19 protein-coding genes are annotated in these 24,967 nt (G+C 53.9%); 9 read left to right on the forward strand and 10 right to left on the reverse strand.

Features of this window, described 5'->3' with window-relative positions; all coding sequences use genetic code 11:
* Nucleotides 1–174 precede the first annotated feature (174 nt).
* Nucleotides 175–1,002 (reverse strand): restriction endonuclease, encoded by an 828-nt coding sequence (locus JV551A3_RS10900; RefSeq protein WP_133970776.1) that lies wholly within the window; start codon nt 1,000–1,002, stop codon nt 175–177.
* Between the two features lie 302 nt (nt 1,003–1,304).
* On the opposite strand from JV551A3_RS10900, the gene JV551A3_RS10905 reads away from it, so the two are divergent.
* The 6 genes from JV551A3_RS10905 (at nt 1,305) to JV551A3_RS10930 (ending at nt 8,861) form a co-directional block, all read left to right on the forward strand.
* Nucleotides 1,305–2,042: a hypothetical protein gene (locus tag JV551A3_RS10905; RefSeq protein WP_133970777.1), complete on the forward strand. Its 738-nt coding sequence runs from the start codon at nt 1,305–1,307 to the stop codon at nt 2,040–2,042.
* Between the two features lie 582 nt (nt 2,043–2,624).
* Nucleotides 2,625–4,718 carry a TonB-dependent receptor gene (locus JV551A3_RS10910; protein ID WP_166674229.1) on the forward strand — a complete coding sequence of 698 codons (2,094 nt, stop codon included), beginning with the start codon at nt 2,625–2,627 and terminating at the stop codon, nt 4,716–4,718.
* Nucleotides 4,719–5,662: 944 nt separating this feature from the next.
* A complete protein-coding gene (locus tag JV551A3_RS10915) occupies nt 5,663–6,454 on the forward strand; it encodes a hypothetical protein (protein ID WP_133970780.1) in 792 nt (263 codons plus the stop codon).
* A gap of 64 nt (nt 6,455–6,518) precedes the next feature.
* Nucleotides 6,519–7,556: a hypothetical protein gene (locus JV551A3_RS10920; RefSeq protein WP_133970781.1), complete on the forward strand. Its 1,038-nt coding sequence runs from the start codon at nt 6,519–6,521 to the stop codon at nt 7,554–7,556.
* Nucleotides 7,557–7,608: 52 nt separating this feature from the next.
* The gene (locus JV551A3_RS10925; RefSeq protein ID WP_133970782.1) at nt 7,609–8,136 is read left to right on the forward strand and encodes a hypothetical protein; all 528 of its coding nucleotides are present in this window, start codon (nt 7,609–7,611) and stop codon (nt 8,134–8,136) included.
* Nucleotides 8,133–8,861, forward strand: coding sequence for a hypothetical protein (locus tag JV551A3_RS10930; protein WP_133970783.1), 729 nt, complete (start codon nt 8,133–8,135; stop codon nt 8,859–8,861). Before JV551A3_RS10925 ends, JV551A3_RS10930 begins: the two co-directional genes overlap by 4 nt.
* A gap of 136 nt (nt 8,862–8,997) precedes the next feature.
* On the opposite strand, the gene JV551A3_RS10935 is transcribed toward JV551A3_RS10930, so the two are convergent.
* The 9 genes from JV551A3_RS10935 to acnA all read right to left on the reverse strand — a co-directional run bounded on the left by JV551A3_RS10935 (nt 8,998) and on the right by acnA (nt 20,862).
* Complete coding sequence (locus JV551A3_RS10935) at nt 8,998–9,561, reverse strand: hypothetical protein (protein WP_133970784.1); 564 nt, start codon at nt 9,559–9,561, stop codon at nt 8,998–9,000.
* A gap of 99 nt (nt 9,562–9,660) precedes the next feature.
* Entirely contained in the window at nt 9,661–10,989 is a 1,329-nt protein-coding gene (locus JV551A3_RS10940) for a HEPN/Toprim-associated domain-containing protein (protein WP_133970785.1), read from the reverse strand.
* 170 nt (nt 10,990–11,159) lie between these two features.
* The gene (locus tag JV551A3_RS10945) at nt 11,160–11,693 is read right to left on the reverse strand and encodes a hypothetical protein (RefSeq protein ID WP_133970786.1); all 534 of its coding nucleotides are present in this window, start codon (nt 11,691–11,693) and stop codon (nt 11,160–11,162) included.
* A 328-nt stretch (nt 11,694–12,021) separates the two neighbouring features.
* Nucleotides 12,022–13,665, reverse strand: coding sequence for an acetolactate synthase large subunit (locus JV551A3_RS10950; protein WP_133970787.1), 1,644 nt, complete (start codon nt 13,663–13,665; stop codon nt 12,022–12,024).
* A gap of 63 nt (nt 13,666–13,728) precedes the next feature.
* Nucleotides 13,729–14,454: a transporter substrate-binding domain-containing protein gene (locus JV551A3_RS10955; protein WP_133970788.1), complete on the reverse strand. Its 726-nt coding sequence runs from the start codon at nt 14,452–14,454 to the stop codon at nt 13,729–13,731.
* A gap of 13 nt (nt 14,455–14,467) precedes the next feature.
* Entirely contained in the window at nt 14,468–15,736 is a 1,269-nt protein-coding gene (locus tag JV551A3_RS10960; RefSeq protein ID WP_372239046.1) for an OprD family porin, read from the reverse strand.
* Nucleotides 15,737–15,794: 58 nt separating this feature from the next.
* Nucleotides 15,795–17,015 carry a lactonase family protein gene (locus tag JV551A3_RS10965; protein ID WP_235874561.1) on the reverse strand — a complete coding sequence of 407 codons (1,221 nt, stop codon included), beginning with the start codon at nt 17,013–17,015 and terminating at the stop codon, nt 15,795–15,797.
* 71 nt (nt 17,016–17,086) lie between these two features.
* The gene (prpF, locus tag JV551A3_RS10970; RefSeq protein ID WP_133970790.1) at nt 17,087–18,235 is read right to left on the reverse strand and encodes a 2-methylaconitate cis-trans isomerase PrpF; all 1,149 of its coding nucleotides are present in this window, start codon (nt 18,233–18,235) and stop codon (nt 17,087–17,089) included.
* Nucleotides 18,235–20,862 carry an aconitate hydratase AcnA gene (gene acnA / locus JV551A3_RS10975; RefSeq protein ID WP_133970791.1) on the reverse strand — a complete coding sequence of 876 codons (2,628 nt, stop codon included), beginning with the start codon at nt 20,860–20,862 and terminating at the stop codon, nt 18,235–18,237. Before acnA ends, prpF begins: the two co-directional genes overlap by 1 nt.
* A 296-nt stretch (nt 20,863–21,158) precedes the next feature.
* Here acnA and JV551A3_RS10980 point away from each other — a divergent pair, with 296 nt between their 5' ends.
* The 3 genes from JV551A3_RS10980 (at nt 21,159) to JV551A3_RS10990 (ending at nt 24,868) form a co-directional block, all read left to right on the forward strand.
* On the forward strand, nt 21,159–22,478 hold the full coding sequence (locus JV551A3_RS10980) for a CitMHS family transporter (protein WP_027615666.1): 1,320 nt from the start codon (nt 21,159–21,161) through the stop codon (nt 22,476–22,478).
* An 88-nt stretch (nt 22,479–22,566) separates the two neighbouring features.
* Entirely contained in the window at nt 22,567–23,874 is a 1,308-nt protein-coding gene (locus JV551A3_RS10985) for an MFS transporter (protein WP_025755010.1), read from the forward strand.
* A 46-nt stretch (nt 23,875–23,920) separates the two neighbouring features.
* Entirely contained in the window at nt 23,921–24,868 is a 948-nt protein-coding gene (locus tag JV551A3_RS10990; RefSeq protein ID WP_226033916.1) for a GntR family transcriptional regulator, read from the forward strand.
* Nucleotides 24,869–24,967: the final 99 nt, after the last annotated feature.

Here is a 24,967-nt window from a genome sequence, read left to right on the forward strand (position 1 = left end):
AACGGTTACATCTTCAAAAAAACTGATTAATCAGTAGCTTGTGAGATTTAACGTTTTTCGATTTTACGACGTTGGAGCGACAGGCGGTTCTGTCGGGAATTTTTTTGGGCAGAACGGCCGTTAGATGCGCACCCAGATTGAGAGGTGGATGCGCGACACTTGGGGAATGAGGCGTCAGCTACCCATCCTCAAGGGCGGCCCATCGCGTGTTACACCGATGATGGGCGCCCGTGGCTCAAAAATCGGCCCTCCAAAAACCTCGTCGAATTCGGTTTCCACGTCTTTGAGGTACTTGAGGATAACGTCCAATAGCCCGCGAAACGTATCGCAATGCCACCTAACGTGAGGAGTAATGAGCGTCAGCACTCTGCTCTTAAAGTCATCCAGATCTTCAGGTAAGCCTAGTAAAGCGTCCGATCCCAAAACTGGCGACATGGCTCGATAGTTGAACATAGAAAATGACATGACTGGGACAGCGTGCAGCGCGTACAGGAGATCAAACTTTTCCTTCTGTTCCGGGCTTAAGGCATCGTAAGCGCGATCTCGAACGCCATTGCACGGTTCTACATACTGGAGGGGTGTATCAGCCGTGTCACCGATGAGTGGGCAGAAGTACCGGGTCCACCACGCCTCAAAATAACGCTGCTGGAACTCAAGGTACGTCATACCGACGATGTTGGTATTTTGCGTGTAGCGCTGGGCGCCCTTTTGGAGGCCATGCTTCGAGATGATGAAGCCGATGTTTGCCCCCGTTTCATGCATTACAGTAGTGATCGAGTGCACCACGGCCTGGGGAATGGCGCTTCCCCAATTCTTGCATTCCACGATGTACTTGATCTTGTCGACGCTTTGAACGTCCACAGCCAGCACATCCACATTTACGGATCCCCGCGGCGTATCGAGGTCCACCTCAACCTCTGCGGATAAACCAACATTGCGGAAGATTCGTTGCACACCACTTTGAAGGTCCCGCCAGTCTTGTGGTAACGGATCATCGATCACTGCTGCTTCTCCCGTTGCAGTTCGCGGTGTGAGAGGCTACTTCTTCACAAAGGTGACGTCCACCGACTAGCTACAGCTCGGGCCTTAAAAAGCGCAGCTGGTCAGCTGCCACCGGGGTTTCCTCTGATGGTGTGCTTAGAAGCGCCCGCTGGCGCAGGCGGCATTCAGTCCAAGGGTGGTCTCTTGGAGTACAAGGTGGAGGATCGCTCGACGTTTGTAGCTCGGTTTGCCTGGACTTACCCGTAGATTTTCAACCTGATATTCTCTCGGCCCTATCGCAATGGTAAGGCTGGGAGCCTGAAATGAGTTTTGTCCCGAGCTGTGACAGCAGAGAAGACGCCATTAACTCTCTTGCTCAGATCTATGCAGTTTCCTCCGATGATATCGAACGAGTTCTTCGAGACCCGACTGTGCAAGAAATTGCACAAGAGTGGGGTGAAATCCAAAAGCCGGGGTTTCACTATATTGTGTGGCACTTGTTAAATGCCTACCCGCGCGAGGACATCACGCACGCCTACTATTACCATTCGACCAGCTATGGTGGCTGTCCTTCGTGGTTTGACGAAGGGTTGCTTGGCTCGATGCAGGGTGTGGGGCGATTTCTAGACAAGATCATGGGGTTGATCCCTGAGGATAAACGCCCAATGGCAAAGCCGGTGGCGGCAGGGATCGTAAAGCTCCGTAGCGAATACGAAGGTTCTGCGGGTGATGCCACCGGGCCCTGGGCATGGAATACCCTCACAGCTGCAAGCTCTAGCGAAGACGGCATGAATTTCCGGATTCCTGAGGCAATTCGGGATATGTGGTCAAGCAGCTTTTGCGGTGGAGGCGGAACGGTCGATCTCAGGGAGGTCATCGAAGGACACCTGAAGCCTGTAGTAGTCAAATTCAAAGGGAAAACGACCGATATCTATGACTACTGCGCATCGCTATGGGCCTACCTGCTTTCGGATGACGGGGAATGTCACCTCACCCACACCTTCAGGGGCACCGGACAAACCATTCCCCGCGAGGACATCGCTGCGGTAATTGACGTGTAACGACTTGAAAGCTGAGCCGTATACAGAAAGACCGCCACATGCAGAGGTCCAGCTAAGTCCTTCGGCGATGAAGAGAAACTCGCCGGCGAACAACAGACCCACTGCCATACCTGATCGGCACCATACCGGTAGAAGCCAAGCTTTTTGCAGCGCTAATCGGCCCGTGCCCCACAAAAGAACTACAGCGATGCCTAACCGGATAGCAACCAAGGCTGTCCAGGGAGGCCCATCCATCGATGCACGGGTATAGCAATCCTGAATGCACTCAGCCATAGGACCTCAGTCTTGATGGTCTAAGTGTGCAAAAAGATCAACAAACTATGTCGATAAATTTTATTGCAGCAACTGAATCTTGACTTTCAGGACAAAAATCTAATCGATATTAATACATAAGTCATTGTTTTATATGGGTTTGTTCATCTGTCTTCCTGCATAAACTCGGGAGGAGTTCCCTCTGAGCAGATTGCGCAGGATTGATTTATGTTGAAATTAAGATCAATTCTCATTAGATTCGCGCTCCGTCGAAGGGGCATGTCTGCCTGTGTCCTTCGGTGCGGACGGTAGGCAGCGCGAGAGATGAGAATGAACAGAACGGCCGTTGTTGCAGTGATCAGCTTGTGCGGAAGCTCCGTCATGGGGAGCGTACAGGCGAGTGAGCAGGGCGAGTTAACGCTGCCCTCGACTGAAATTTCCGCAGAGCAAGCTAGCCAGCCATATCGCTCAACCACCGCCGTGACGGCCACCAAAACGGACATCCCGCTGAAGGATGTGCCCCAGACCGTCGATGTTGTGCCGGCAGAGTTGATCAAAGACCGCAACATCACGACGCTGCAGGGCGCCCTTAAAAACGTCCCGGGTGTTTCTCAGGACGCAGGCGATGGCCAGCGGGATCAGTTTGTGATTCGTGGCTTTTCAGCGCTGAATGACATGTACCTAGATGGTATGCGTGATGACGCGTACTACTTCCGAGACCTCTCCAATATCGATAGGGTCGAGGTCCTCAAAGGGCCGTCTTCTGTGCTTTACGGGCGGGGATCGTCGGGTGGACTGATCAATCGGGTGACAAAAAAACCTGAGGCTAACCCTGTCCAGCAGCTCAGCATCATGGGGTCGACTGAAGGGCAGCGCCGTACCGAAATGGACCTAGGTGGTGCCAACGATAACGACTCCATTCGCGTCAGGCTCACCGGCGCCCTGGAAGATTCTGATGGTTTCCGTGATCGGTATTTTCTTGAGCGGCAAGCTTTCGCGCCTTCCATCCAGTTCAACATTGATCCCGATACGACGCTGACATTGCAGGCTGATTACCTACACGACAAGCGCCTGGCTGACACCGGTCTTCCTGCCTACGGAGGTCATCCGGTCGATGCAGATATCGACACGTACTACGGCTCGCGTGATGCGAAAGACCAGAACTACGTGGAGACAACGGTCAAGGGCTCCACGGTTACCCTTGATCGTACGCTGAGTGACTCGCTCAGCCTCCATAGCGCCTTGCGGGCATACGACTCTGACGTGACCCGAAAGTACGTGACATTCGGCACGGTGAATACGACAACAAACAAGGTTAGCATCAACCGCGCTGCGCGCTACAAGGAGGAAAGCGGGGTCTTTTGGCAGAATGAGCTCAAACATGTCTTTGAGATCGGCCCATTCAGTCATGAGGCGCTCTACGGCGTTGAGGTCGGCTACCAGGATCGAAAGGATAAAGGCTTAACCCTGCGTAACGTTGCCACTTACGATGTGTTCAATCCGCAGCTTATCGACTTCCCAGAAATTCCAGGCAACACCGCAGCTAACCCAGACGCTGATACGCATATCTCGATTGCAGGCTTGTATCTCCAGGACCTCATCACGATCACTCCTGAGTGGAAGTTGATGATTGGTGGGCGATTCGATCGCTTGGCAACCAAGCGCAGTGATGACGGAACGGCTGATATGGACTTGGAGCGCACTGACAATACCTTCAGCCCACGCATTGGGCTTGTCTACGAGCCGGTGGACTGGGTGTCGCTTTATGCGACCTACAGCCGCTCTTTCCAGCCAATGGCTGACAACGGTGAGCTACGGCGAAACAGCGATGAGCTGGATCCTGAGGAAACCGTCAACAAAGAGGTTGGGGCGAAGTTCGACATCAATGACAGGCTCTCGGCGACGGTGTCGGTGTTTGACATGACCCGTACCGGCATCCTTATGGATGATCCAGCAGACACACGATTCTCGGTAGATGCCGGCACACAGCGGACCCGTGGTGTGGAGGTTTCCATCAACGGAGATCTTGGTAATGGCTGGTCCACCTATGCCGGCTATGCATGGTTGAAGGGTGAAATGATTGATTCGCCGGTCGAATCAATTGTCGGGAACACGAGCCCTCTGACCCCTAAGAGCAGCGCGAGTGTCTGGCTAAAGAAGGAGCTGGGCGGAGGCTTTTACATCGCAGGTGGGGGACGGTATGAAGGTGAGCGCTTTACCTCACCGAACAACAGGGTGTCGCTTGGTTCGTACACGACGGCTGAATTGGCTGGGGGATATCGAAGCGAGGGCTACGACGTGACGCTGAATGTCGATAACCTGTTTAACCGGGAGTATTTCGTTTCCGCCAAGGCAGGCAGTGATAACTCCAACTACCCTGGGGCGCCTCGTAGCGCTAGCCTGCGTGTAGATTATCGGTTCTAAGGAATTAGCATCCTGACTAAGGGGGCGATAGCTTATCGTTATCGACCCCTAGGGTGTTTGGCTGAACTGCACGCACGCTGGGCTTCCACGATTTTATTGTGGCTGTATGGCTGTACAGTATGATATCTTTGTGCCATGCTCTGTGCCCGTCTAAGGATAAGGTGTTGCGGCAATGGATTTGGCCTACCATTTGAGGATGCGATTCGGCACCTCACACTTCGAACCGAACCAGACTCAGTTGAGAGAGATCTCCCGTGAAGTGGCGTTTCTTCGCCGGCATGGTATCAATCTGGACGATCGGCGATGGGCCGAGTTAGTCAAAAAGCACTGTCCCTCTGCGGGCACCTTTGGATACCGCGGAGCGGATACCAGCGACCTTTCTACATTACTGGCACTTGCCTTACAGGTGGCGAGGGCGAATGGCAATGGGTAGGAGTTTTAAGGAAGAGCTTGAAGTCCTGGCCGGAATTTCCAAATGGAATCCTACGGAACACGATCTTGATTGCATCGCGCGCGATATGGTGCTGTTCCGCCAGAAGTCCCCACGACTGTCAAAAATGGAAGCAGCCAGGTTAATCCTTCGACACACCCGCGCCGAATTCAAACCTCAAGGTGGTTTAGATAATAAAGATCTCTCAACTTTGCTCGCAATGGCAATGTTGCGAGCGACGAGGTGAGCAGTGTTTGATTTAAAGAAATTTAAGTTAGAGCTTGAGAGAATTCTAAGAATTAGCGCTTGGCATCCTACCGAGGAACAGCTACTCCGAATCAAAAGCTGCATTGAGTTTCGAGTTGAAATCGATCGGCCGCTTAATCGAACTGAATTAGAGATTATTGTTTCTGATAGTGTCCATGATGCCAGTTATCCCATGTTTGATGGGGTTGATAATAGCGATTTAAAGTCGTTATTGGCTTTGGCCCTAAAGTCGGCGACGGGAAAGTAATTGTCTACTACAAATTCTCAAGATGTTGTCAAAGCAAAAGCCAAAGGTGCTGAACTCAAAAAAGTGTTCATGAGTGCACTGCATGACTATGTTAATTTGAGTTCGGTCAGCTGTGTTGCAGCGCGGGATTCTGTTTTAAGATTGCAGGCTGCAGGTGCTGCGTATTTCAATTTCTACGAAGAATTTGTAGGAGACAGCAGCTTGCTTGGAGCCCATAAGAATGCAGTATGGGTTCAGGGTTTCGCTGAAGATTGCTTTGCGGTACTACAGCAAATGCCTCAGTACTACACTTTACTGGAGCGTGCCTTCGCAAATTTGGGGCAGGTTATAGATCCAAGACCTTCTGCTACAGCGTTTGCCAATATGCAAAGATTGTGCAAGCGTGCCCTTCAAAAGAAACTGGTAAATGCACTTAGTATCGAATTTGAGGGCAACCAGCTACCAATCTATGGATTCCGGTTCAAGGAAAGACGTAAGGCTGGCATTGATCATCAAACAGTCCTGTCCAGCGCGTTTATGATTGTCTTTTTAATTGTCTTGATAGTATTGTCAATTTTTATTTCTCATCCAACGCCATTTCAAGAGTGGGTCTATAGGATTCTGGCTTCATTGGTTGCAGGCTGTGCTGGTGTGGTGCTAATTGGATATTTTGAATTCAGGGCTGGTAAGATTTTAAGATTTAGTGGCGGATTTGTATTGTTTTTAGTGGTTATGTGTTGGAATCCGAAACCAGTTTTTTATAATGAGCAGGTTGTTTCTAGTGATGCTGTAGTCAAGCAGGTCAGTCGCTGAGGCTATGTTATGGTTCTTGAATTATCTTCGGGGAATTATGGCCAGGCCCAAGGCTAATGGTTTCATGGGGATGTATGAAGGAAGTGCTGCGGAGCTTCCTGGTAATGTGCTGAATGCGCTGCCAAATGTTGATGATCTAAAACTTTTTTTTGCTGATTATGATCTGCCCCCAGAAATGCTGAAGCAGATAAAAAATGTATGTGCGGAGCATTTTTCGGAATTGCAGCTTCTTGGGCGCTCCTTGGATGTTCATAGGTTGCAGCCTGCGAACTGGGTGATTGATGTTAAGCATGTTTTCGCTTCGTCTTTTTTTGCGCGAGTTGGTGGAGCTAAAGGTAAATATCAGATTTGTATGTCTCTTGGGGTGCCTTTGGTCGCGTTGTCAGTGGCGGAGGAGTTGTGTACTTTAGAGAGCAATCAACAATCCTCAAGCTTGGATAGTCGGTATGCCAATCGCGAAAACTCTGTAAATAATTGGTTTGTTGGTTTGCATTCTCTGAGTAAGGTCAGTCCGGGGTCGGTTCAACTCGCTTTGGATGTCGCTGTTTTACTTTATTGTCATGAAGTAGCACATGCAATATTTGGCCACTGCGACTACATACCATCGAATGATAACGAGAGACGCGCGCTTGAGCATGATGCGGATTTCAACGCTGGGGCGATGTTTGCTCTATGGGTTCAAGTATTACCTTCTAGTACGCGTAAAAGCAGTTCGTCGAAAATGATATTTAAAAGGCTTGCCAGGTCTGGCTACTTGTTGTCTGTGATTTTGAAGGAAGTTTCTTCTTCTTCGAAAAAATATCATTTACCAACCAGCCGCCTAGAGGCATTTTTGTCTGGTGGTGTGTTCGCGATGGCCAAGTCGAAGCGCGCACCGAGTTTCAGTTCTGATCTCATGGCAGATAAATATTGGCACGACTTCTATCATGATCAAGTCAAGGAAATCAGAGAGGCGGTAAGCCGCTCGTCGTTACGAGAACATTATGAATTCGAGAAGGATCTCAGTGCAGACCGTGCAGCAGTATTCAAGTGCACGGCGGTGGTGAGAGATAGGCTAAAGGATGGTCCACTTACACTGCATCGATTAAATATTAGTCGGTAGGAATTGAGGTTTAAATTTTTGTGCTGACGGCTAAGAAGAGATTGTTCTGAATATGAACGCTGATCGACAGCTGTCTCATGCACTCATGATGAGGTTCGGCCTTTCTGGCTCTGAGCCTTCATTTGCACAGTTGGAGTGGATTAAAAATGACCTCAAAATTCTTATTAGTGGAGGCCTTGCGCTCGAAGATTATCATTGGGATGTGGTAGTTAGAAAACACTGCTCTACAGTTGAGTCCTGTCGATACTATGGATTCGACAATTCGGACTTGAATGCGCTGCTTAAAGTAGCATTAATGCTCTCGGAGGAAGGGATGTTAGATCAATCTGCGCTTAATAAATTTAAGCAGGACATTATTACATTTTTGGGTCCCGTCTATTGGGAGCCGTCCGAAGTTGCTGTTCGGAATCTAGCGGAAGAAATTGCATCTGAGAATCCGCGCACTCTATTTGAGGTGAAACGGATTTTCAAGAAGCACTTTCCCGATGTGCTTTATTCAGTTTTTGAAGGCGTAGACAATTCGGACTTGAGAACTCTGTTGGCTATGGTGCTGGCAAGTGCCAAGGCAGCGAGTAAATGACAGCAGGGCTAAGTGTTGTAGATGCTAAGCGAGTCATTGCTTCGAAGAAAAAGTTAATGATCTCTGCTCTAGATGCATACCATAAGGTGCAGAAGTCTTCCGCAGAAAAAAGAAGGCCTGCGCTTATCGCTTACCAGCAAGCGGCAACTGAGTACTTCAATTGTGCTGAGGAGTTGGTGGGGGATAGTGATATACTCGGTGCGAGAGAGAGTGCGGACTGGGCTCAAGGCTACGCTGAAAACTGCAAGGCTGTATTAGAGACAATGCCCGATCACTACCAGGCGTTACGGTTGGAGTTTGCCCGACTCGGCATGCCGAGTGAAGTTTATGAGCCCAGTAGTACTGCCTTTGCTAATATGCAGCGGATGGTTGTGAGCTACATTAAAAAGAAGGAAGTCGATAAGCTGCGAAACACGTTCGAATTGAACAGGCTTCCAGTCTATGGCTTTGAGTATAAGTCAAAGGATTTTATGAAGACAAATCTGGTTTGGTCGTTTGTTTTTGGGGTGGTATTTATTATAGTGATGCTTACGATCGCGTTGCTGAAGCCAGACCCAAGCGCATTTCAATTTAAGGTTTTTCACACAGTACTTTCGTTGGCCGGGGCTGGTATTGGGGCGATGCTGCCTGGCTTTTTGGAGATAAAAATGAAGAATTATTTGCGTGCAGGCGGAGCGTTTGCGATTTTCGCTATCGTCTATTTCAATCCCGCACTGCTCACATGATTGTCACCGTGTAAGGCACTAAAGTCACACTTGCTGTTTTACGCACCTAACTGCGACGACTTTAGGGGGGTTCTAAGTGTTTACCTGAGTCGACGCAATTAGATCGAGAAAGAGACAGTCGGTGGATTATGGTGGCTCACTCGTCATATTTGAATATGTGATGCCAATCTACTTTTTCTTGAACTATTTTATTGAATCGAATCATGGCAATACACCAAGCTTCGATATTTAACTCTACTTCCCACTTAGCTCCTCGGTTCTCACCCCATAGCGCATAGATCCCATTCCAGTATTCGGGTGAGTCATTAGCGTTACCGGCATTGGACCATCCCATCCTTGCTTCAGTTGCATGCACTATTTTATTGCACGACTCTCTTAGGGAGAGAACTATTGCGCCTTTCCTAACGATCCCAATCGATAGATTTTCGCAGGCTTCTTGATCCATTGTTGACAGATCAACGTCTTCACTCTCCTTTTGGGCGAAGTCTTGTAGCATTCGTATTTTTATTGCCGACTCAATAACAGTGTTGCTCACAATGCTTTTCAGAAGACCTGCGTATTCCCACCATTCATAATCAATAAACTCCTCCGCGTCCCGGCTAATTTTATTTTTCGTGCAAAATTTTTTACTTGCATAGCACAAGTGTTGAAGAATGAATAGATTTTTCTCTAAGCCATCGAAATCAATCAGGTGTGGCATAAGTCTCCTGGTAATTAGTAGGTTCGGCGTTAAGGATGGCAATATCTACTTGAACATGTAATGCGCGATGGGGTCGATTAGAGTTCGACAAAATGCTTCCTAATCCGGTATGGCAATGCATTTTTCACAAATGTGGGTTATAAGTGTCTGTAATTTACTGAAGTCGTAGTTTTCTGGGTTCTTTAATGCCTTTTTGAATTGCGCAATATAAAATTCTTTTCCTTCGAGAGCCCCCTGGTACCGGCCCATATCTTTATTGAAGCTGCTCCACCTTATAGTGGCTGGATCATTAGTCTTGTATGAAAGATCTAAAAAGCATTCTATTGAAACTGCGCTTCCGTTGATGTTTGCTTTGAATGCGCCATTAGGACCAATGGTTTTCGCGTTCTCGAATTCGCTCAGTGCGGGTAAAGTCATTGAGGCCAGTGAAGGAGGAGATGATATATTTTGGCACTTTTGATGTTTTTCAACACCTTCAGTGTCATTGTCGAACACAATTAAGCATCTATTCTTGATGCCAATTTTTGCTAGTCCTTTGTAAAAGTTGAATAGATTTCCAGTTCCGGTGAATGGATAGTGCTCCGTCATGTCTATGTAAGTGAAGAAATCTTTAATATCGGGACGCAGAAGGGCGATTGCTTCTTTAATAATGAAAGTATCGGATGAGCCTTCGGTGATGATCAGGAATGTTCGATCATCCGCCCACGACTTAAATAGATCGTCTTCAGTCGTCCAGCCGCCTTTGATTATGCTATCAGTATGCCACTCAAGATAAAGATTCTGATTTTCTAGGTTTGTGGAGAGAAGCCAAAGTTGAATGTAAGGATCTAGGTTTTCAAAAAATGAGAGAAGGTCTGCACTATTCGAGTTTACTGCTTTTTTTAGCTGATAATATTCTGGCAGGTTAAGCATTTCCTGTGCGAATTCACCAAGATCATAGTCATAACCTTGATCAGACCCAGTGCGAGGCGCTATTGTTACATTTTTTATGACTTTTGCGAATTGTTCGAAAGGCAATTCAAATTTCGGGTAGTACTCTGGGTAGTAACTCACGTTCTCGTCCCAGATTTTTTGTATGGTTTTTGCGCTGTAACCATAAAGCTCCAGCCTGGGGATTACGTCTCGTAGTGCTCGTCGGTAACCATAGAGGGTATAACGCGTACCGTTATGCTCATGCTCAGACAAAATTGTTCTATCTGTAGGTAAAAAAAGCTTTGAGTGATTGATGAATCTATTATTTTTTCCCCAGTCAATTTCGATTCCGCCTATGGTCAAACTGACTATTGAGCCCATTAATAACTCCTGAGAGATTTCTCGGTACGTAAAGCCGAAGAAGGCTTGGTCTAAAAGTAGACCGTGGCTGCCTAGCCTACAAGCAGTCCCATTACGTGCATCGGTGTCGATTGGAGTTGATACCAGACGGCGCATTCTGCATCCTAGGGCTGGGGAGCCAAGCATGGATACCCGCTTTCAGGCGATTGCAGTCCTTTACGAACGACGGCTAAGGGGCGAAACCGACTATTTATAGGAACGTACGGCATAGTGAGCAGCTAGAGATTAATCGGCTGCGGTTTCGCCTCCAATCTCGAAAAATTTCTCTAAGTAAGCGAGATCACCCCTGCGAGGCTGAGGCAGAAATATCCAAGCAGCAGGCAGGCAGCGGTCATGCCGCTGACCACAGTCGGTACCAGAAACACGAGCCAGACCTTTTGCGAGCGTGTACTAAAGTCTTGAAAAGCCTTCTCGAATTCGGCTATGACGTTGGCGTGAGGCCGTTTCGCCAGAATGGCCTGGGTCGACCGCATATGTTTGGCGCTCCAAAACATTTTTACGATTTCCCAAGTGATGAATAGGGTGAGGGAGAAGGTGATGGCAAGGCCGCAGGCGTTGAAAAGCCAAATGGGTATTTTGCCAGACAGGGTTGACCAAAAGGCGAAGTAGCCGGCGTAGCCAGCAACCATGATCAGGTTGGTATACGCATTGGCGTTGTTCATCAGTTTTTCGTTGAGTTGGATGAACGCGCTGATCTGCTTCTCTACGATTTGTTCTTGCTTCATTTCCTCAACCTGTTTGACCAAGTCATCCACCATGCGATGTATATCATGGCACCACCTTTCCCACTCGCTGTTCATCGTAAGCTCTCGATTCTCGTCGATCCATTATTGGGCGCTAACGCTTATTCTATACACTGGACGTGTGGCACTGCTTCCGCAAGCGGCAAACTTCAATCGTATCTGTTTGGACCTCTCGTTCCCCTATTGCTAAATCCTTTATAGTGATAACTCCCATTACGTTGGTGTACCCTCCAGAGCTAGCCTGCGAGTGGATTACCGCCGCTAACTAAATAGCCCTCATCCGGCCTAGCGAGGGCCAGATGAGGGCTATTGATTGTACGGCTTGTGGGGTTGAGGTGGGGCGTTTAGGGAGTAGCGGTGGTCCGACAGGTGATCCGCTATCGGATCAAACCACCATGGCTCGCTCGCGCAACTCGCTGTTGAGAATACGGTCGTTCTCACTGTAATCGACTGGGCAATCAATCACATGCACACCTGGTGTCTTGATGCAGTGCTCCAGCAGCGGCAGTAAACCTTCTGCGCTTTCCACGCGGTGCCCATTGGCACCGTAGGCTTCGGCGTACTTGACGAAGTCAGGGTTGCCGTAGTCCAGGCCGAAATCGGTGAAGCCCATGTTGGCCTGCTTCCAGCGTATCATGCCGTAGCCGTCGTCACGCAGAATCACCACGGTGATGTGCATGCCCAGACGCACAGCCGTTTCCAGCTCCTGGCTGTTCATCATGAAGCCGCCGTCGCCACACACCGAGATGACCGGGCGGTCCGGGTGCACCAGGTGCGCGGCCATCGCCGATGGCAGGCCGGCGCCCATGGTCGCCAGGGCGTTGTCCAGCAGCACGGTGTTCGGCTTGTGCGCCTTGTAGTTACGGGCGAACCAGATTTTGTAAATGCCGTTGTCCAGAGCGACGATGCCTTCGGACGGCAGCACGCGACGGATGTCGGCGACCATGCGCTGCGGGTAGACCGGGAAGCGGTTGTCGTCGGCACCTTCGGCGATCTGCGCTTCGTTGGCTTCACGGATCGCCATCAGGCGGGTGAAGTCCCAGTGCGCGGTGTCGTTCAGCGCTTCGCTTATCTGCCACACGGCGTTGGCGATGTCGCCGATCACTTCGACCTGCGGGAAATACACGGCATCGACTTCGGCGGAGCGGAAGCTGATGTGGATGACTTCGGTGCCGCCACGGACCATGAAGAACGGTGGCTTCTCGATCACGTCGTGGCCGATGTTGATGATCAGGTCGGCCGCTTCGATGGCGCGGTGGACGAAGTCACCGGACGACAGCGCAGCGTTGCCCAGGAAGCGCGGGTGACGCTCGTCGACCACGCCCTTGCCCATCTGGGTGGTGATGAACGGGATGCCGGTCTTGTCGATCAGTTGCTTGAGGACCTTGGCGGTCATCTTGCGGTTGGCGCCGGCACCGATCACCAGGATCGGATTGCGTGCTGCTTGCAGCTTCTCAATAGCAGCTTCAATGGCCTTGTGCTCGGCCAGCGGCCGGCGGTGCAGGCTGCGCGGGACTGGTAGGGCGTCGGTCTGCTCCGCAGCGATGTCTTCCGGCAGCTCCAGGTGCACGGCACCCGGCTTCTCTTCTTCAGCCAGGCGGAACGCTTCGCGCATGCGCGCCGGGATGTTGTCGGCCGAGGCGAACTGGTGGGTGTACTTGGTGATGGGGTCCATCATGCCGCACACGTCAATGATCTGGAAGCGGCCCTGCTTGGACTTCTTGATCGGCTTCTGGCCGGTGATCATCATCATCGGCATGCCGCCCAAGTAGGCGTACGCACTGGCGGTCACCAGGTTGGTCGCGCCAGGGCCCAAGGTCGACAGGCTGACGCCTGTCTTGCCAGTCAGGCGGCCATAGGTGGCGGCCATGAAGCCCGCGGACTGCTCGTGGCGGGTCAGTACCAACTTGATCTTCGACTTGCGCAGGGATTCCAGCAGGTCGAGGTTTTCCTCACCAGGAATGCCGAACACATACTCGACACCTTCGTTTTCCAGGCATTGCACTACGACATCGGCGGCCTTAGCCATCTTGCTTATTACCTCAGTTATCACGGTTTGAAGCAGGCGAGACGCACCTGCAGGCTATCGACCTCAGCGAGGTGCGCTGACGTCTGTTTGTCCGCTGGCGAGTAACGCGCCTCGGACGAAACCCTCGGCAAGTCGTCGCTCGACGAAATCCCGGACATAGGCTGCTCCCGCATCACGGCCGCGTGGCACTGCGACTGCTTGGCGGATAGCGGTGAAGGCTCCCTGCATCACCCGATAATTCGGATTCTTGGCTGCGACTTGTTCCAGCGGTTGTCTGACCCCGGCGGCAGCATCCAGGCCTTGGTCAATGAAGAGGTCTACAGCACCTGCAGACGTGTCAGCTCGTTGGAGCTCTGCATGCTGCAACGTGCGTGACAGGTACAGGTCGTAAGCAGCGCCGTTGCCGACCGCAAGCCGAAGTCCAGGTTGATCCAGGTCCTCGATTTTGGAGTAGGGCGACTCGGCCTTGACCAGATAGGTGCCTTCGATCAGTACGTAAGGTTCACTGAAGCTGATCTGGGCGGCGCGGACAGGCTCAATAGCCAGGAAGGCCAACGTCCACGCGTCTTGTTCAAGTGCAGCGAATACTTTTCCGGCCGCGTCGTATGTGCGCAATTCGAGACCTACGCCCAGCTCTTCGGCCAGCGATTTAGCAAGTGCAACAGAAACACCATGCGGTTCTCCGTCAGCGCCTGGCTGAGCCAGCACTGGGTTACCAAAGTTGATCGCCACATGCAGAATGCCGTTGGGCGCCAGGTCCTTGAGAACCTGCTGGGCAATAGGGCTCATACTTTCTCCAGGGTTAGAAAATTGGGAATGTGTAGGACACGATCAGGCGGTTTTCATCCGCGCCACGTGCAAAGCTCGATCGATAGCTCGCGTTACGCCACCGGACCGATACGTTCTTCAGGGCACCGGATTGCACCACATACTGCAGTTCGGTGTTGCGCTCCCATTCATGTCCATCACCGCTGATGGTCGCAGCGTCGGCCTGATCGCCTCGCAGGTAGCGGGTCATGAAGGTCAGGCCAGGAACACCGAGAGCCGCGAAGTTGTAGTCGTAGCGCAGCTGCCAAGAACGTTCACCGGGCTCGGCGAAGTCGTTGAGCTGGACGAAGTTGACCAGGTAAGGATCGGTTCCATCGAGATACGGCATGGAGGTAGAACCGTTCATCTTTTGCAGTCCCAGGCCAAGCGCATGTCCGCCCAGGCTGTAGGTGAACATGCCGGAAATTGCTCTGCTGTCGATACGTCCGCCCAAAGCTCGACCGTCATCGTCGCTATCCATGTAGCGAAGATCAGCCTTGATCTTCCCGGGGCCGACTGGAATCGAATAGTTCGCCCCTACGAAATGCTGGTGGTAGACCTGTTCCAGCTCTGCGTACTGATAGGTCAGCAGCAGGTCTTTTGTGAGCTGGTAATCCAAACCGCCCAGCCAGAAGGCGTCACCTTCGGCGTTACCTGTGAAGCGACGGTTTTTGTTGTTTAGTGTGATCGGTACGCGGTCTGTCGAGTCTCGATCGGTTTGTCGCTCGAAGCGGGCACCGATGAAGGACAGCGAATCGAATTCTTTGCTGGTGAGCAGGCCGCCCTCAAAGGTCTGGGGGAGGAGGCGGCCAGTGTTGGCCTGAACAGTAGGCAGCTTGGGGATCAGAGTGCCGTATTTCAGCTCTGTCTCGGACAGGCGCATCTTGCCAGTCAGGCCCAAGCGGCTGAACTCGTCAGCTGCGCGACCATCATCATGAGTCGGCAGCAGGCCGGTACCGGTCCGATCGGGACTTGAGTCCAGCTTCAGGCCGAGCATGCCCAGAGCATCGACGCCAAAACCGACTAGGCCAGGTGTGTATCCGGACTTCGCATCGAGAATGAAACCGTGGGCCCATTCTTCGCGCTTTGACTGGCCGGCGCCGTCACGGAAATCGCGGTTGATGTAGAAGTTCGTTGTTTGCAAGGTGACCTTGCTGTCGTCGATAAAGCCATCCCCATAAGCCGTAGCTGCGGCCAGGCAAGGAGTTACTGCAAGAAGCTTGCAACCAATTTTGTTTTTGTTATGCATTTGCTGCTCCATCAATTGGAACGTGGGGTGTAGGCGTGCCTCCCGGCACGCCAGGATCAGGAAAAAAAGAGGTTCAGGCGGTGCGGAAAATCATGCAGACCGGGCTGCCGGTCTCGATCTGATGCTCCAGCAAAGCCAGTTCGCCTTTCGGGCTAATGGAGAAGGTCTTGATGTTGTCGCTGTCTTCGTTAGCGACGAACAGGAACCGCCCATTAGGAGATGCCGTCATGAAGCGTGGCTTCTTGCCTTGGCTAGGTACGTTGCCGATCGGGTTGATCTTGCCGGTCGGCTGATCCACCGAATAAATGGTCACGCTGTCATGCCCGCGGTTGGAAGAGAACAAATGTTCTCCATTCGGTGCCATGACCAATGCTGCTGCACGGCTATCGCCAACGAAGTCCTGAGGCAGTGCTGGAACCATCTGGAATGGAACCAGGGAGCCGTCCTTCTGGTTGTAGCGGTAGCTAGTGATCGTGCTATCCAGCTCGTTCACCACGTAGGCAAAAGAACCGGTCGGAGAGAACACCACATGCCGAGGGCCGGCACCTTCGCGTGCTTTGATTTCATGGGCGAGCTCAGGCTTCAGCGCGGTCCCGTCCTGCTTCAGGTCGAACACGAAGACCTTATCCAGCCCTTTGTCCGGTACCACCAGGAAGCGCCCTGATGGATCGCGTGGGATCATGTGGGGGTGGGAGCTCGCCTGCTCGATCTTGTGCGGGCCTGGGTTGCCCGGAAGGTCGTATTTGCTGATGACGGGTTGCAGGTGGCCCGTCTTATCGAACGGCAGAATGACAATGCTGCCGGTGGCATAGTTGGCCACAGCGAGGAATTTGTTGCTCTTGTCCACGGTAAGGTGGACGGGGTTGTTCCCTTCGCAACTAACCGAGCTGACCTTGGTGAGCTTTCCGCTGGTTGGCTCAATTTGGAATGAGCTGACAGTGGACTGGTCGCCATGCACGCAGAACAGCAGGCTCTGGGTTTGGTCGAGGCACAGGAAGGATGGATTAGTCAGATCGCCGACGGTTTGAACCAATTCGGAGCGACCTGTCTGCGGGTCATGTCGATAGACCGTGATGCCTGCACCGCGGGCGTTCCGCTCGCGAGTGGTTCTGGAGCCCACATAGACAATTTGGGTTTTGTTCGAGTTGGCAGGCTGCATAGAGTTCTTCTCAGGTCCTGATTTGGCATCTGCCGCTCCCGCGCCGAGGCCCAGAATGGTTGCCGCAGCGACGATGGAAGTAGAAGAGAGCAGCGTGCGTCGAGTAATGGCGGGTAAGAACGGTGATGGGCACATAGCAAAATCTCATCGTTGTTTTTGTTTTGATGAGTACCGCCGACCTTCGAAGGTCGGCGGTAGCTGAGCAATCAGTACTTCGAAGGTACGAGCACCCAGCCTTCCATCAGGCGACGGGCGCTTCGGCTCATGACGGCCTTGTCCACAATCCAGTTGCCATCGACTTGGGTGGTCTGCGCGCCAACGGCAACGGTACCGGCGGTGTGGCCCATGTTGACTTGGCGTTCACCGATATCGCCGACGATACGGTTGACCAGCGTGCCTTCCAGAGCGGCCGCCACGGCAACGGCTACAGCGCCAGTGCCGGTGATTGCGTGGTGCAATTTGCCCATGGAAAGGATGCGGGCGATCACATCGATCTCGCCGGCTTCGACTGTCTTGCCACCGGCAGCGCCGTAGGTTTGCGGCGGAGCTACCAGGCAGAGCTTCGGCGTGTGAGGGCGAAGGCGCGTTGCTTCTTCAGCGGTAGCCGCCAGACCCATGGCCACGGTGCAGTGTGCGCGGATGGTTTCCAGCGACTGCAGCAGTTCGGCGTTGCCGTTGACCTGGTCTTGGGTCTCGGTCCCGGTCAGGCCAACGCGCTGGGCGTCGACGAAGATCGTCGGGTTGCCTGCGTTGAGCAGCGTTGCTGGCAAGCCTGGGAAGCCAGGGATATCCAGTTCATCCACGACATTGCCGGTTGGCAGAATGCTGCCGCCCGAACCGCCAGGCTGAAGGAACTCCACGACGATTTCGGCAGCAGGGAAGGCGACGCCATCCAGCACGAAATCACCTTCTTCAACGACCTCGCCATCCTTCATCGGGACATGGGCGATGATGCGTTTCTGAATATTGGCTTGCCAGATGCGGATGGTGGCGATGCCGTCACGAGGCGCATCGACGAGCCCTTGGCGAATGGCGAATGGGCCAACGGCTGCGCTCAGGTTGCCGCAGTTACCGGACCAGTCAACCACTGGGCTTTCGATTGCCGGGGCACCGAACAAGTAGTCGACATCGCAATCGGTACGACCCGATTTGCCGATGATGACGACCTTGCTGGAGCTGGAGGTGGCAGCACCCATGCCGTCGATCTGCTTGCCGTAAGGATCCGGGCTGCCAATGACGCGGAGCATCAGTGCATCGCGCTCGGGGCCTGCAGCCGGAACATCTTGCTCAAGGAAAAAGACGCCCTTACTGGTGCCACCGCGCATGAATACGGCAGGGATTCGAACTTGAGTCATTACACTGCTCCTTCCAGTTGCTTCGCTTTAGCAGCCTTGTCCATGCTCTCCACCAGCAGCTGCGGCAGCAGGCCGCCGCGGCGGAAATAGCGCACGTCTTCATGCGTATCCAGGCGGCTGGTGACGGTTACGTTTTCAGTGGTGCCATCTGCACGCTCAATGACGAGTTGCAGCTTGTCGCCAGGCGCGAAGGTGTCGTTGATGCCTTCCACCGAGAACTTCTCGTGACCGGTGAGGCCTAGCGTCTTGCGAGTTACACCTTCTGGGAACTGCAGCGGGAGGATGCCCAGGCCAGCCAGGTTGGTACGGTGGATGCGCTCGAAGCTCTCGGCCACGACTACGCGCACGCCCAGCAGGCGAGGGCCTTTGGCTGCCCAGTCACGCGACGAACCACTGCCGTACTCCTTGCCTGCCACTACGATCAGAGGCTGCTTGCGATCGGCGTAGGCTTGGGCGGCTTCGAACACGGTGCTCACGCGGTTTTCCGGCAGCAGCAGGGTCCAAGGGCCTTCGCGGCCGTCAGTCATCAGCTCGTTCTTCAGGCGAGGGCTTGCGAAGGTGGCGCGCTGCGCGGCTTCGTGGTTGCCGCGACGAGTGCCGTAGGAGTTGAAGTCATCAACACCAATGCCGTGGCCTTTGAGGTACGAACCTGCGTCGCTGTCCGGCAGGATGGCGCCCGACGGAGAGATGTGGTCGGTAGTAATGTTGTCCGACAGCATCACCAGAACGCGCATGTCTTTCAGGTCGCGTTGAGGGTCGGTAGCCGTCAGCTCATCGCTCCAGTACGGGGGCTTGCGGATGTAAGTGCTGCTCTGGTCCCAAGCGTACTGATCGGTAACGCCGGCGCGCAGGTCAGAGGCGATGACGCCCGCTTCGCGAGGTACCGAGCTGTAGGCCTTGTCGAACAGGTCGGCCGACAGTGCTTTCTTCTCGATCTCGTCCAGCTCTTGATCCGAAGGCCACAGCTCGCTGAGGTAAACCGGCTTGCCTTCGGCGTCGGTGCCGAGCGCATCCACTTGCGGGTCGATGCGGTAGGTGCCAGCGATCGCGTACGCCACGATCAGGGGAGGGGACATGATGAACACTTCACGAGCCAGCGGGTGTACGCGACCTTCGAAGTTGCGGTTACCGGAGGTAGCGGCAACGGTCTCCAGCTTGCGAGTGCGGATTTCGTCCTCGATCTCTTTGCTGAGCAGAGGGCCGGACATGCCATTGCAGGTGGTGCAGCCGTAGCCAACAACGTTGAAGCCCATGTTGTCGAGGTCCACGTTCAGACCTGCACGGTCCAGGTAGTCGGCGACCACCTTGGAGCCGGGTGCGAAGGAAGTCTTGACCCACGGAGCACGACGCAGACCGCGCTTGAGTGCATTGCGGGCGACCAGAGCCGCAGCGATCACGCCACGAGGGTTCGAGGTGTTGGTGCAGCTGGTGATGGCGGCAATCACGACCGAGCCGTTATCCAGGCCGGTAGGAATGTCTTTTGCTGCTTCGCCTTTACCCAGCAGGATGCGCTGGTGAGGTTGTTTCGGGCCGGCAATCGCACGACCAACGGTGCTCAGGTCGAGGGTGACGACACGGTCGTACTCGACCGATTCCAGGCTGTCATGCCACAGGCCTTGATGCTTGGCATAAGCCTCGGTCAGCTCGGCAATCTCACCGCCGCGACCGCTGAGTCGCAGGTAGTGCAGGGTGCGATCGTCGATCGCGAACATTGCCGCGGTAGCGCCGAACTCAGGAGCCATGTTGGACAGGGTGCCACGGTCCGCCAAGGACAGGGCTGCAACGCCTGGGCCATGGAACTCCAACACGCTGCCGATTACGCCAGCTTTGCGCAGGCTTTCGGTCAGGGCAAGTGCGATGTCAGTAGCAACGTAGCCCGATGGCGGCACGCCTTCCAGCCGGACGCCGACGATTTCTGGAACCCGCATCATCAGGGCTTTGCCCAGCATTGCGGCTTCTGCCTCGATACCACCAACACCCCAACCCAACACGCCAATGCCGTTGATCATGGTGGTGTGGCTGTCAGTACCGACTAGCGTGTCAGGGAAGGCCCAAAGATCACCTTCAACTTCACGAGTGCCGATGACGGTGGTCAGGCGCTCCAGGTTGATCTGGTGAAGGATGCCGTTACCCGAAGGCACGATCGACAGATTGTTGAAGGCCTTGTTGCACCAGTCAAGGAATGCAAACCGTTCGGCATTGCGCTCGCGCTCGATGGCTTCGTTGTCGGCCAGTGCGCTGGCATCACCCCAACGCTCTACGTTCAGCGAGTGGTCGACGACGAGGTGGGTAGGGGTGACCGGGTTTACCTGGCGTGGATCGCCGCCTGCTTTTGCTACGGCGTCACGCAGGCCGGCCAGGTCGACCAGGGCGGGGGTGCCGAGGAGGTCCTGAAGAACCACGCGAGCGGGGCGGAAAGGGATGTCGCTGTTTTTAGAGCGAGTGCAAATTACCTTCAGCGCTTCGTTCGGCTCTGCTTCGGTACGCAGGACGTTTTCAGCGAGGATCCGGAGGCTCATTGGCAGGCGGGCAAAGTCGCCGCCTATCGCTTTTACAGCTTCCGATACGTTGCAGACGCGGTAGTCGCGACCGTTTACGGCCAGGGTTTGGCCAATGTGCTTGCTCATGCCGGGGACCTCACAGGCGTGTTTTTTGTGAGGTGATATTGCACTTTGTCTAAACTTGAGTCAATTTATCTCCAGCAGAAAAACTTCGGTCGAGCGCCGAATGGTCACCTTGAAGTCTGAAGACCGGCCATTTATCTGCCTGCCAGCCTTTCCCGCACAAAGACAAAAACGAGGAAATCCAAGATGAAATGCAATCAGACCTACCGTAAATCCGTCCGGCATCAGTCCGCTCCTTCCGCTTCGTACCGCTAAAAAGCCTGGCTTCGCGGCACTAAAAAAATAAGGAGAGAGCCATGCTGCTGACCGTGCTCGGTTTTTCGATGGTCACCTGTTTCATGTACCTGATCATGACCAAGCGGCTGACCGCCCTGGTCGCCCTGATTGTGGTACCGATCGTGTTTGCCCTGATTGGTGGCTTCTATGCCGGCCTGGGCACGATGATGCTCGACGGCATCAAGACTCTGGCGCCGACTGGCGTCATGCTGACCTTCTCGATTCTTTACTTCGGCATCATGATCGACGCGGGACTGTTCGATTCATTGGTGCGCTGCATCCTGAAGATCGTGAAGGGTGACCCGCTGAAGGTGTTGGTCGGAACCACGATCCTGACCATGCTTGTGTCCCTGGATGGCGACAGTTCCACTACCTACATGATCGTGGTCGCCGCATTCCTGCCGCTTTATCAGCGCCTTGGAATGAGCGTTCTGGGCCTGACCTGCGTGGTCAACATCGCAAACGGCATCATGAACATCTCCCCGTGGGGCGGCCCTACTGCCCGCGCCGCGGCTGCGCTGCATGTCGACGCTATGGACATCTTCCTGCCGATGGTGCCGTCGATGCTGCTGGGCTGCGCCTGCTTGCTCTTCATCGCAATTCTGCTGGGTCGACGTGAGCGTGCTCGCCTGGGTGTGATTGCCGTGGATGATTTCCACAACGGCTCTATCGCGCTGGGTAATGGTTCGCACGAAGAGTGCGATCGCAATCGTCGCCCGCACATGTTCTGGCCCAACCTGCTGCTCACTGCAACGATGATTGGCGTGTTGATGGCGGGTATCGTGCCGATTCAGGTGCTGTTCATGGTCTGCTTCGCCATTGCGGTGATGATCAACTACCCACACCTGGAGCAGCAGAAAGAGCGTATCTCCGCTCACGCGGGCAACGTTCTCGCGGTGACTTCGGTCATTTTCGCCGCAGGCATCTTCACCGGCATCCTTTCGGGTACCGGCATGGTCGATGCGATGGCGAAGGGGCTGTTGGCAGTCATCCCTGATGCGTTTGGTCCATACCTGGCGGTGTTCACTGCCTTGGTCAGCATTCCGTTCACCTTCTTCATGTCCAACGATGCCTTCTACTTCGGCATCTTGCCTGTGATCGCACAGACCGCCGCTACCTACGGAATCTCGCATCTGGAGATCGCCCGGGCATCGGTGGTTGGTCAGCCCGTTCACTTGCTCAGCCCATTGGTGCCTTCGCTCTACCTGCTGGTGGCGTTGGCAAAAGTCGACCTGGGTGACCACCAGCGCTTTGCGTTGAAGTGGGCGCTGCTGGTGAGTATGGCCATGTTGGTAGGTGGCGTGATGTTCGGAGCGTTTCCGCTCTATCACTCAGCTTCATGAGTCGGTGGCTGGCCGTCGGCTCTGTCGACGGCCAGCTGCCGGTGCTAGTAGCCGGCGCAACCGCGCCTAGAAAAATAAAGGTGTAACCATGCCGTACCGTAGAGCCTGGATTGCTGTATTTCTGTTCTCTCTGGCGATGATCAATTACATGGACCGTATTGCCCTGTCCATCGCTGCCAAACCAATCGCCGAGGAATTCAATCTCAGTGCAGTCGGCATGGGATACCTCTTTTCCTCATTTATCTGGAGCTACGCGCTCTTCCTGATTCCTGTTGGTCTGCTGATCGACCGCTACGGCGCCAAGCGCATCGGTGGTTTTGGGATTCTCGTGTGGTCGGCTGCTACGGCGCTGACCGGGGCAGCGATGAACTTCGCTTCGCTGCTGGCTGCGCGACTTGTCATGGGTGCTGGTGAATCGGTCAGCAATCCGGTCGGGGCCAAGGTGATTCGTGAGTGGATCCCGAGCCAGGAGCGCGGCACCATCACCGCCGTTTTCAACAGCGGCTCGTACGCTGGGCCAGCGATTTGTTCGATCGTTCTTGCGATGCTGGTCGCCAGTGTTGGGTGGCGCTGGTCCTTCGTGATCGCCGGCGGCATCGGTTTCGTTTGGCTGTTGGCTTGGTACCTGTTCTACGGCAAGCCTGAAGATGTGAAGTGGCTGAGCAACCAAGAGCGTAAAACCATCCTGGACTCGCGCTCCGGTGGTGGCAAAGCGGGTGGTGCTGCAGTCGCTCCGTATGGTCTGAAACGCCTGCTGAAGACGCCGACCCTCTGGGGGCTTGCTCTGACCCAAGGCTGCAACGTTTACACCCAATACCTCTTCCTGACCTGGTTGCCGAGCTACCTCCAGCAAGAGCGTCATCTGACGCTGGAAAAAAGTGGTCTGGTGACTGCTATCCCTTATGCTGCGGCTGTTGTGCTCTGCATCGGCCTGGGCAAACTCAGTGACTGGTACCTGACCCGTGGCGGGGGTGTGAGCTCGGGTAAGCGCCGCAACGTAATTGCGATCTCGATGCTAATTGCCAGTTGCATCCTTTTGGTGCCATTCGCTGACTCTACTGCATCGCTGGTCTTGATTTCGTCGCTGACCTTGGCAGGTATTGCCTCGACCACTTCGCTGAACTTCTCCCTGCTCAATGACCTGCTGCCAAGTGCTGGGGACGTTGGTCGTGCGGTCGCGTTCATTGTTGTTGGCGGCAACCTCTTCGGTGTGGCGGCTCCGATCGTCACTGGCTACGTCGTTCAGGCCACAGGCTCGTACAACTGGGCCTTCATGATCGCAGGCATCCTCCTGGTGGCTGGTGCGGTTATTGCACTGACTATGACTCGTAAGCCAATGGTCCCGGCTACAGTTGAGACCGAACCCCATTTGGAAATGAGCCCGCAAAAGGCATAATGTAGGTGCTGTGGGGCTCGTCTCAATGGAAGAGCCCCACAATCCCATGCCCCAACTCGGAAAAGATATGAATCTAACGCCTCTTCAAGCCCGCGTAGCTCGCGATATCGTTGCCTATGTTCGTCAAGAGCAACTGGCTGCGGGGCATCATGTCTCGGAGCTAGGACTGGCTAAGGCTTTGAAGACGTCACGGACTCCTATCAAGATTGCTCTGAACTACCTCGCTGAGCGAGGAATGCTGAGTCAGGACCGCAATCGCGGCTTTTTCCTGGCCAAGCCCTATGATGATCTGGCCGATATTGCCCAGGATTTGTCGGTTTCCATCGATGATCCGATCTATCAGCAGATCGCAGTGATGCGCCTGAATGGACAGATCCCGGAGCAGTTCGCTGAAACGGACCTGATGCGTTTATTCAACATTTCACGCTATATGCTGCGTGGCGTGTTGATGCGAATCCAGCAGGAGGGCTGGATCGAGCAGCGTGCCGGCCAAGGCTGGCAGTTCCTGCCGATGATCGATTCGGTTGAAGCTTATGAAGAGAGCTATTCCTTCCGAGCGATCATAGAGCCGGCAGGCTTGCTTGCCCCCACGTTCATGGTCGATACGGAAGCCTTGGCTCGCTGCAAGAAGCAGCAACAATTCATTGCAGATGGCGGCTACCTGACCATGACGCCTCAGGAGCTCTTCGAGTCGAATGCTCAGTTCCACGAGACGCTTGCCAGTTTTTCTGGCAACAGATTTCACGTCCAGACGGTTCGTCGTCTCGACCAGCTTCGCCGTTTGGTGGAGTACCGTCAGGCTAGCAAGCGCGCTCCACGCCGAGAGCAGGCGGTTGAGCACCTCGCGATCCTTGCGTGCCTTGAAAAAGGTGACCGCCTTGCGGCTGCTGATCATATGCGTAAGCACCTGGAGCAAGCTCGCCGGCATAAAGTTGCAGCTGAGTTGTTTGAGGCAGTTGAGCTACCTGTTGAGGCTGCTGTTGAGTCGGCCTGAGCCGACACTCTGAACCGCTTGTTCTGTGCCGTTGTCTTTCCGCTTTAAATCGCGCATCGCTGACCATCTGCGTCAGCGTGCGCCCATCCGCTCCGCACC

It is taken from the genome of Pseudomonas inefficax (assembly GCF_900277125.1).
Classification (GTDB): domain Bacteria; phylum Pseudomonadota; class Gammaproteobacteria; order Pseudomonadales; family Pseudomonadaceae; genus Aquipseudomonas; species Aquipseudomonas inefficax.

Bases quoted from the DNA above. Each gene is read 5' to 3' on its own strand.
- JV551A3_RS10925 (WP_133970782.1), top strand. From the start codon at position 7,609: ATGAACGCTGATCGACAGCTGTCTCATGCACTCATGATGAGGTTCGGC.
- JV551A3_RS10950 (WP_133970787.1), bottom strand. From the start codon at position 13,665: ATGGCTAAGGCCGCCGATGTCGTAGTGCAATGCCTGGAAAACGAAGGT.
- JV551A3_RS10990 (WP_226033916.1), top strand. From the start codon at position 23,921: ATGCCCCAACTCGGAAAAGATATGAATCTAACGCCTCTTCAAGCCCGC.
- JV551A3_RS10945 (WP_133970786.1), bottom strand. From the start codon at position 11,693: ATGAACAGCGAGTGGGAAAGGTGGTGCCATGATATACATCGCATGGTG.
- acnA (WP_133970791.1), bottom strand. From the start codon at position 20,862: ATGAGCAAGCACATTGGCCAAACCCTGGCCGTAAACGGTCGCGACTAC.
- JV551A3_RS10930 (WP_133970783.1), top strand. From the start codon at position 8,133: ATGACAGCAGGGCTAAGTGTTGTAGATGCTAAGCGAGTCATTGCTTCG.
- JV551A3_RS10955 (WP_133970788.1), bottom strand. From the start codon at position 14,454: ATGAGCCCTATTGCCCAGCAGGTTCTCAAGGACCTGGCGCCCAACGGC.
- JV551A3_RS10935 (WP_133970784.1), bottom strand. From the start codon at position 9,561: ATGCCACACCTGATTGATTTCGATGGCTTAGAGAAAAATCTATTCATT.
- JV551A3_RS10985 (WP_025755010.1), top strand. From the start codon at position 22,567: ATGCCGTACCGTAGAGCCTGGATTGCTGTATTTCTGTTCTCTCTGGCG.
- JV551A3_RS10905 (WP_133970777.1), top strand. From the start codon at position 1,305: ATGAGTTTTGTCCCGAGCTGTGACAGCAGAGAAGACGCCATTAACTCT.
- JV551A3_RS10940 (WP_133970785.1), bottom strand. From the start codon at position 10,989: ATGCGCCGTCTGGTATCAACTCCAATCGACACCGATGCACGTAATGGG.
- JV551A3_RS10920 (WP_133970781.1), top strand. From the start codon at position 6,519: ATGGGGATGTATGAAGGAAGTGCTGCGGAGCTTCCTGGTAATGTGCTG.
- prpF (WP_133970790.1), bottom strand. From the start codon at position 18,235: ATGACTCAAGTTCGAATCCCTGCCGTATTCATGCGCGGTGGCACCAGT.
- JV551A3_RS10910 (WP_166674229.1), top strand. From the start codon at position 2,625: ATGAACAGAACGGCCGTTGTTGCAGTGATCAGCTTGTGCGGAAGCTCC.
- JV551A3_RS10965 (WP_235874561.1), bottom strand. From the start codon at position 17,015: ATGTGCCCATCACCGTTCTTACCCGCCATTACTCGACGCACGCTGCTC.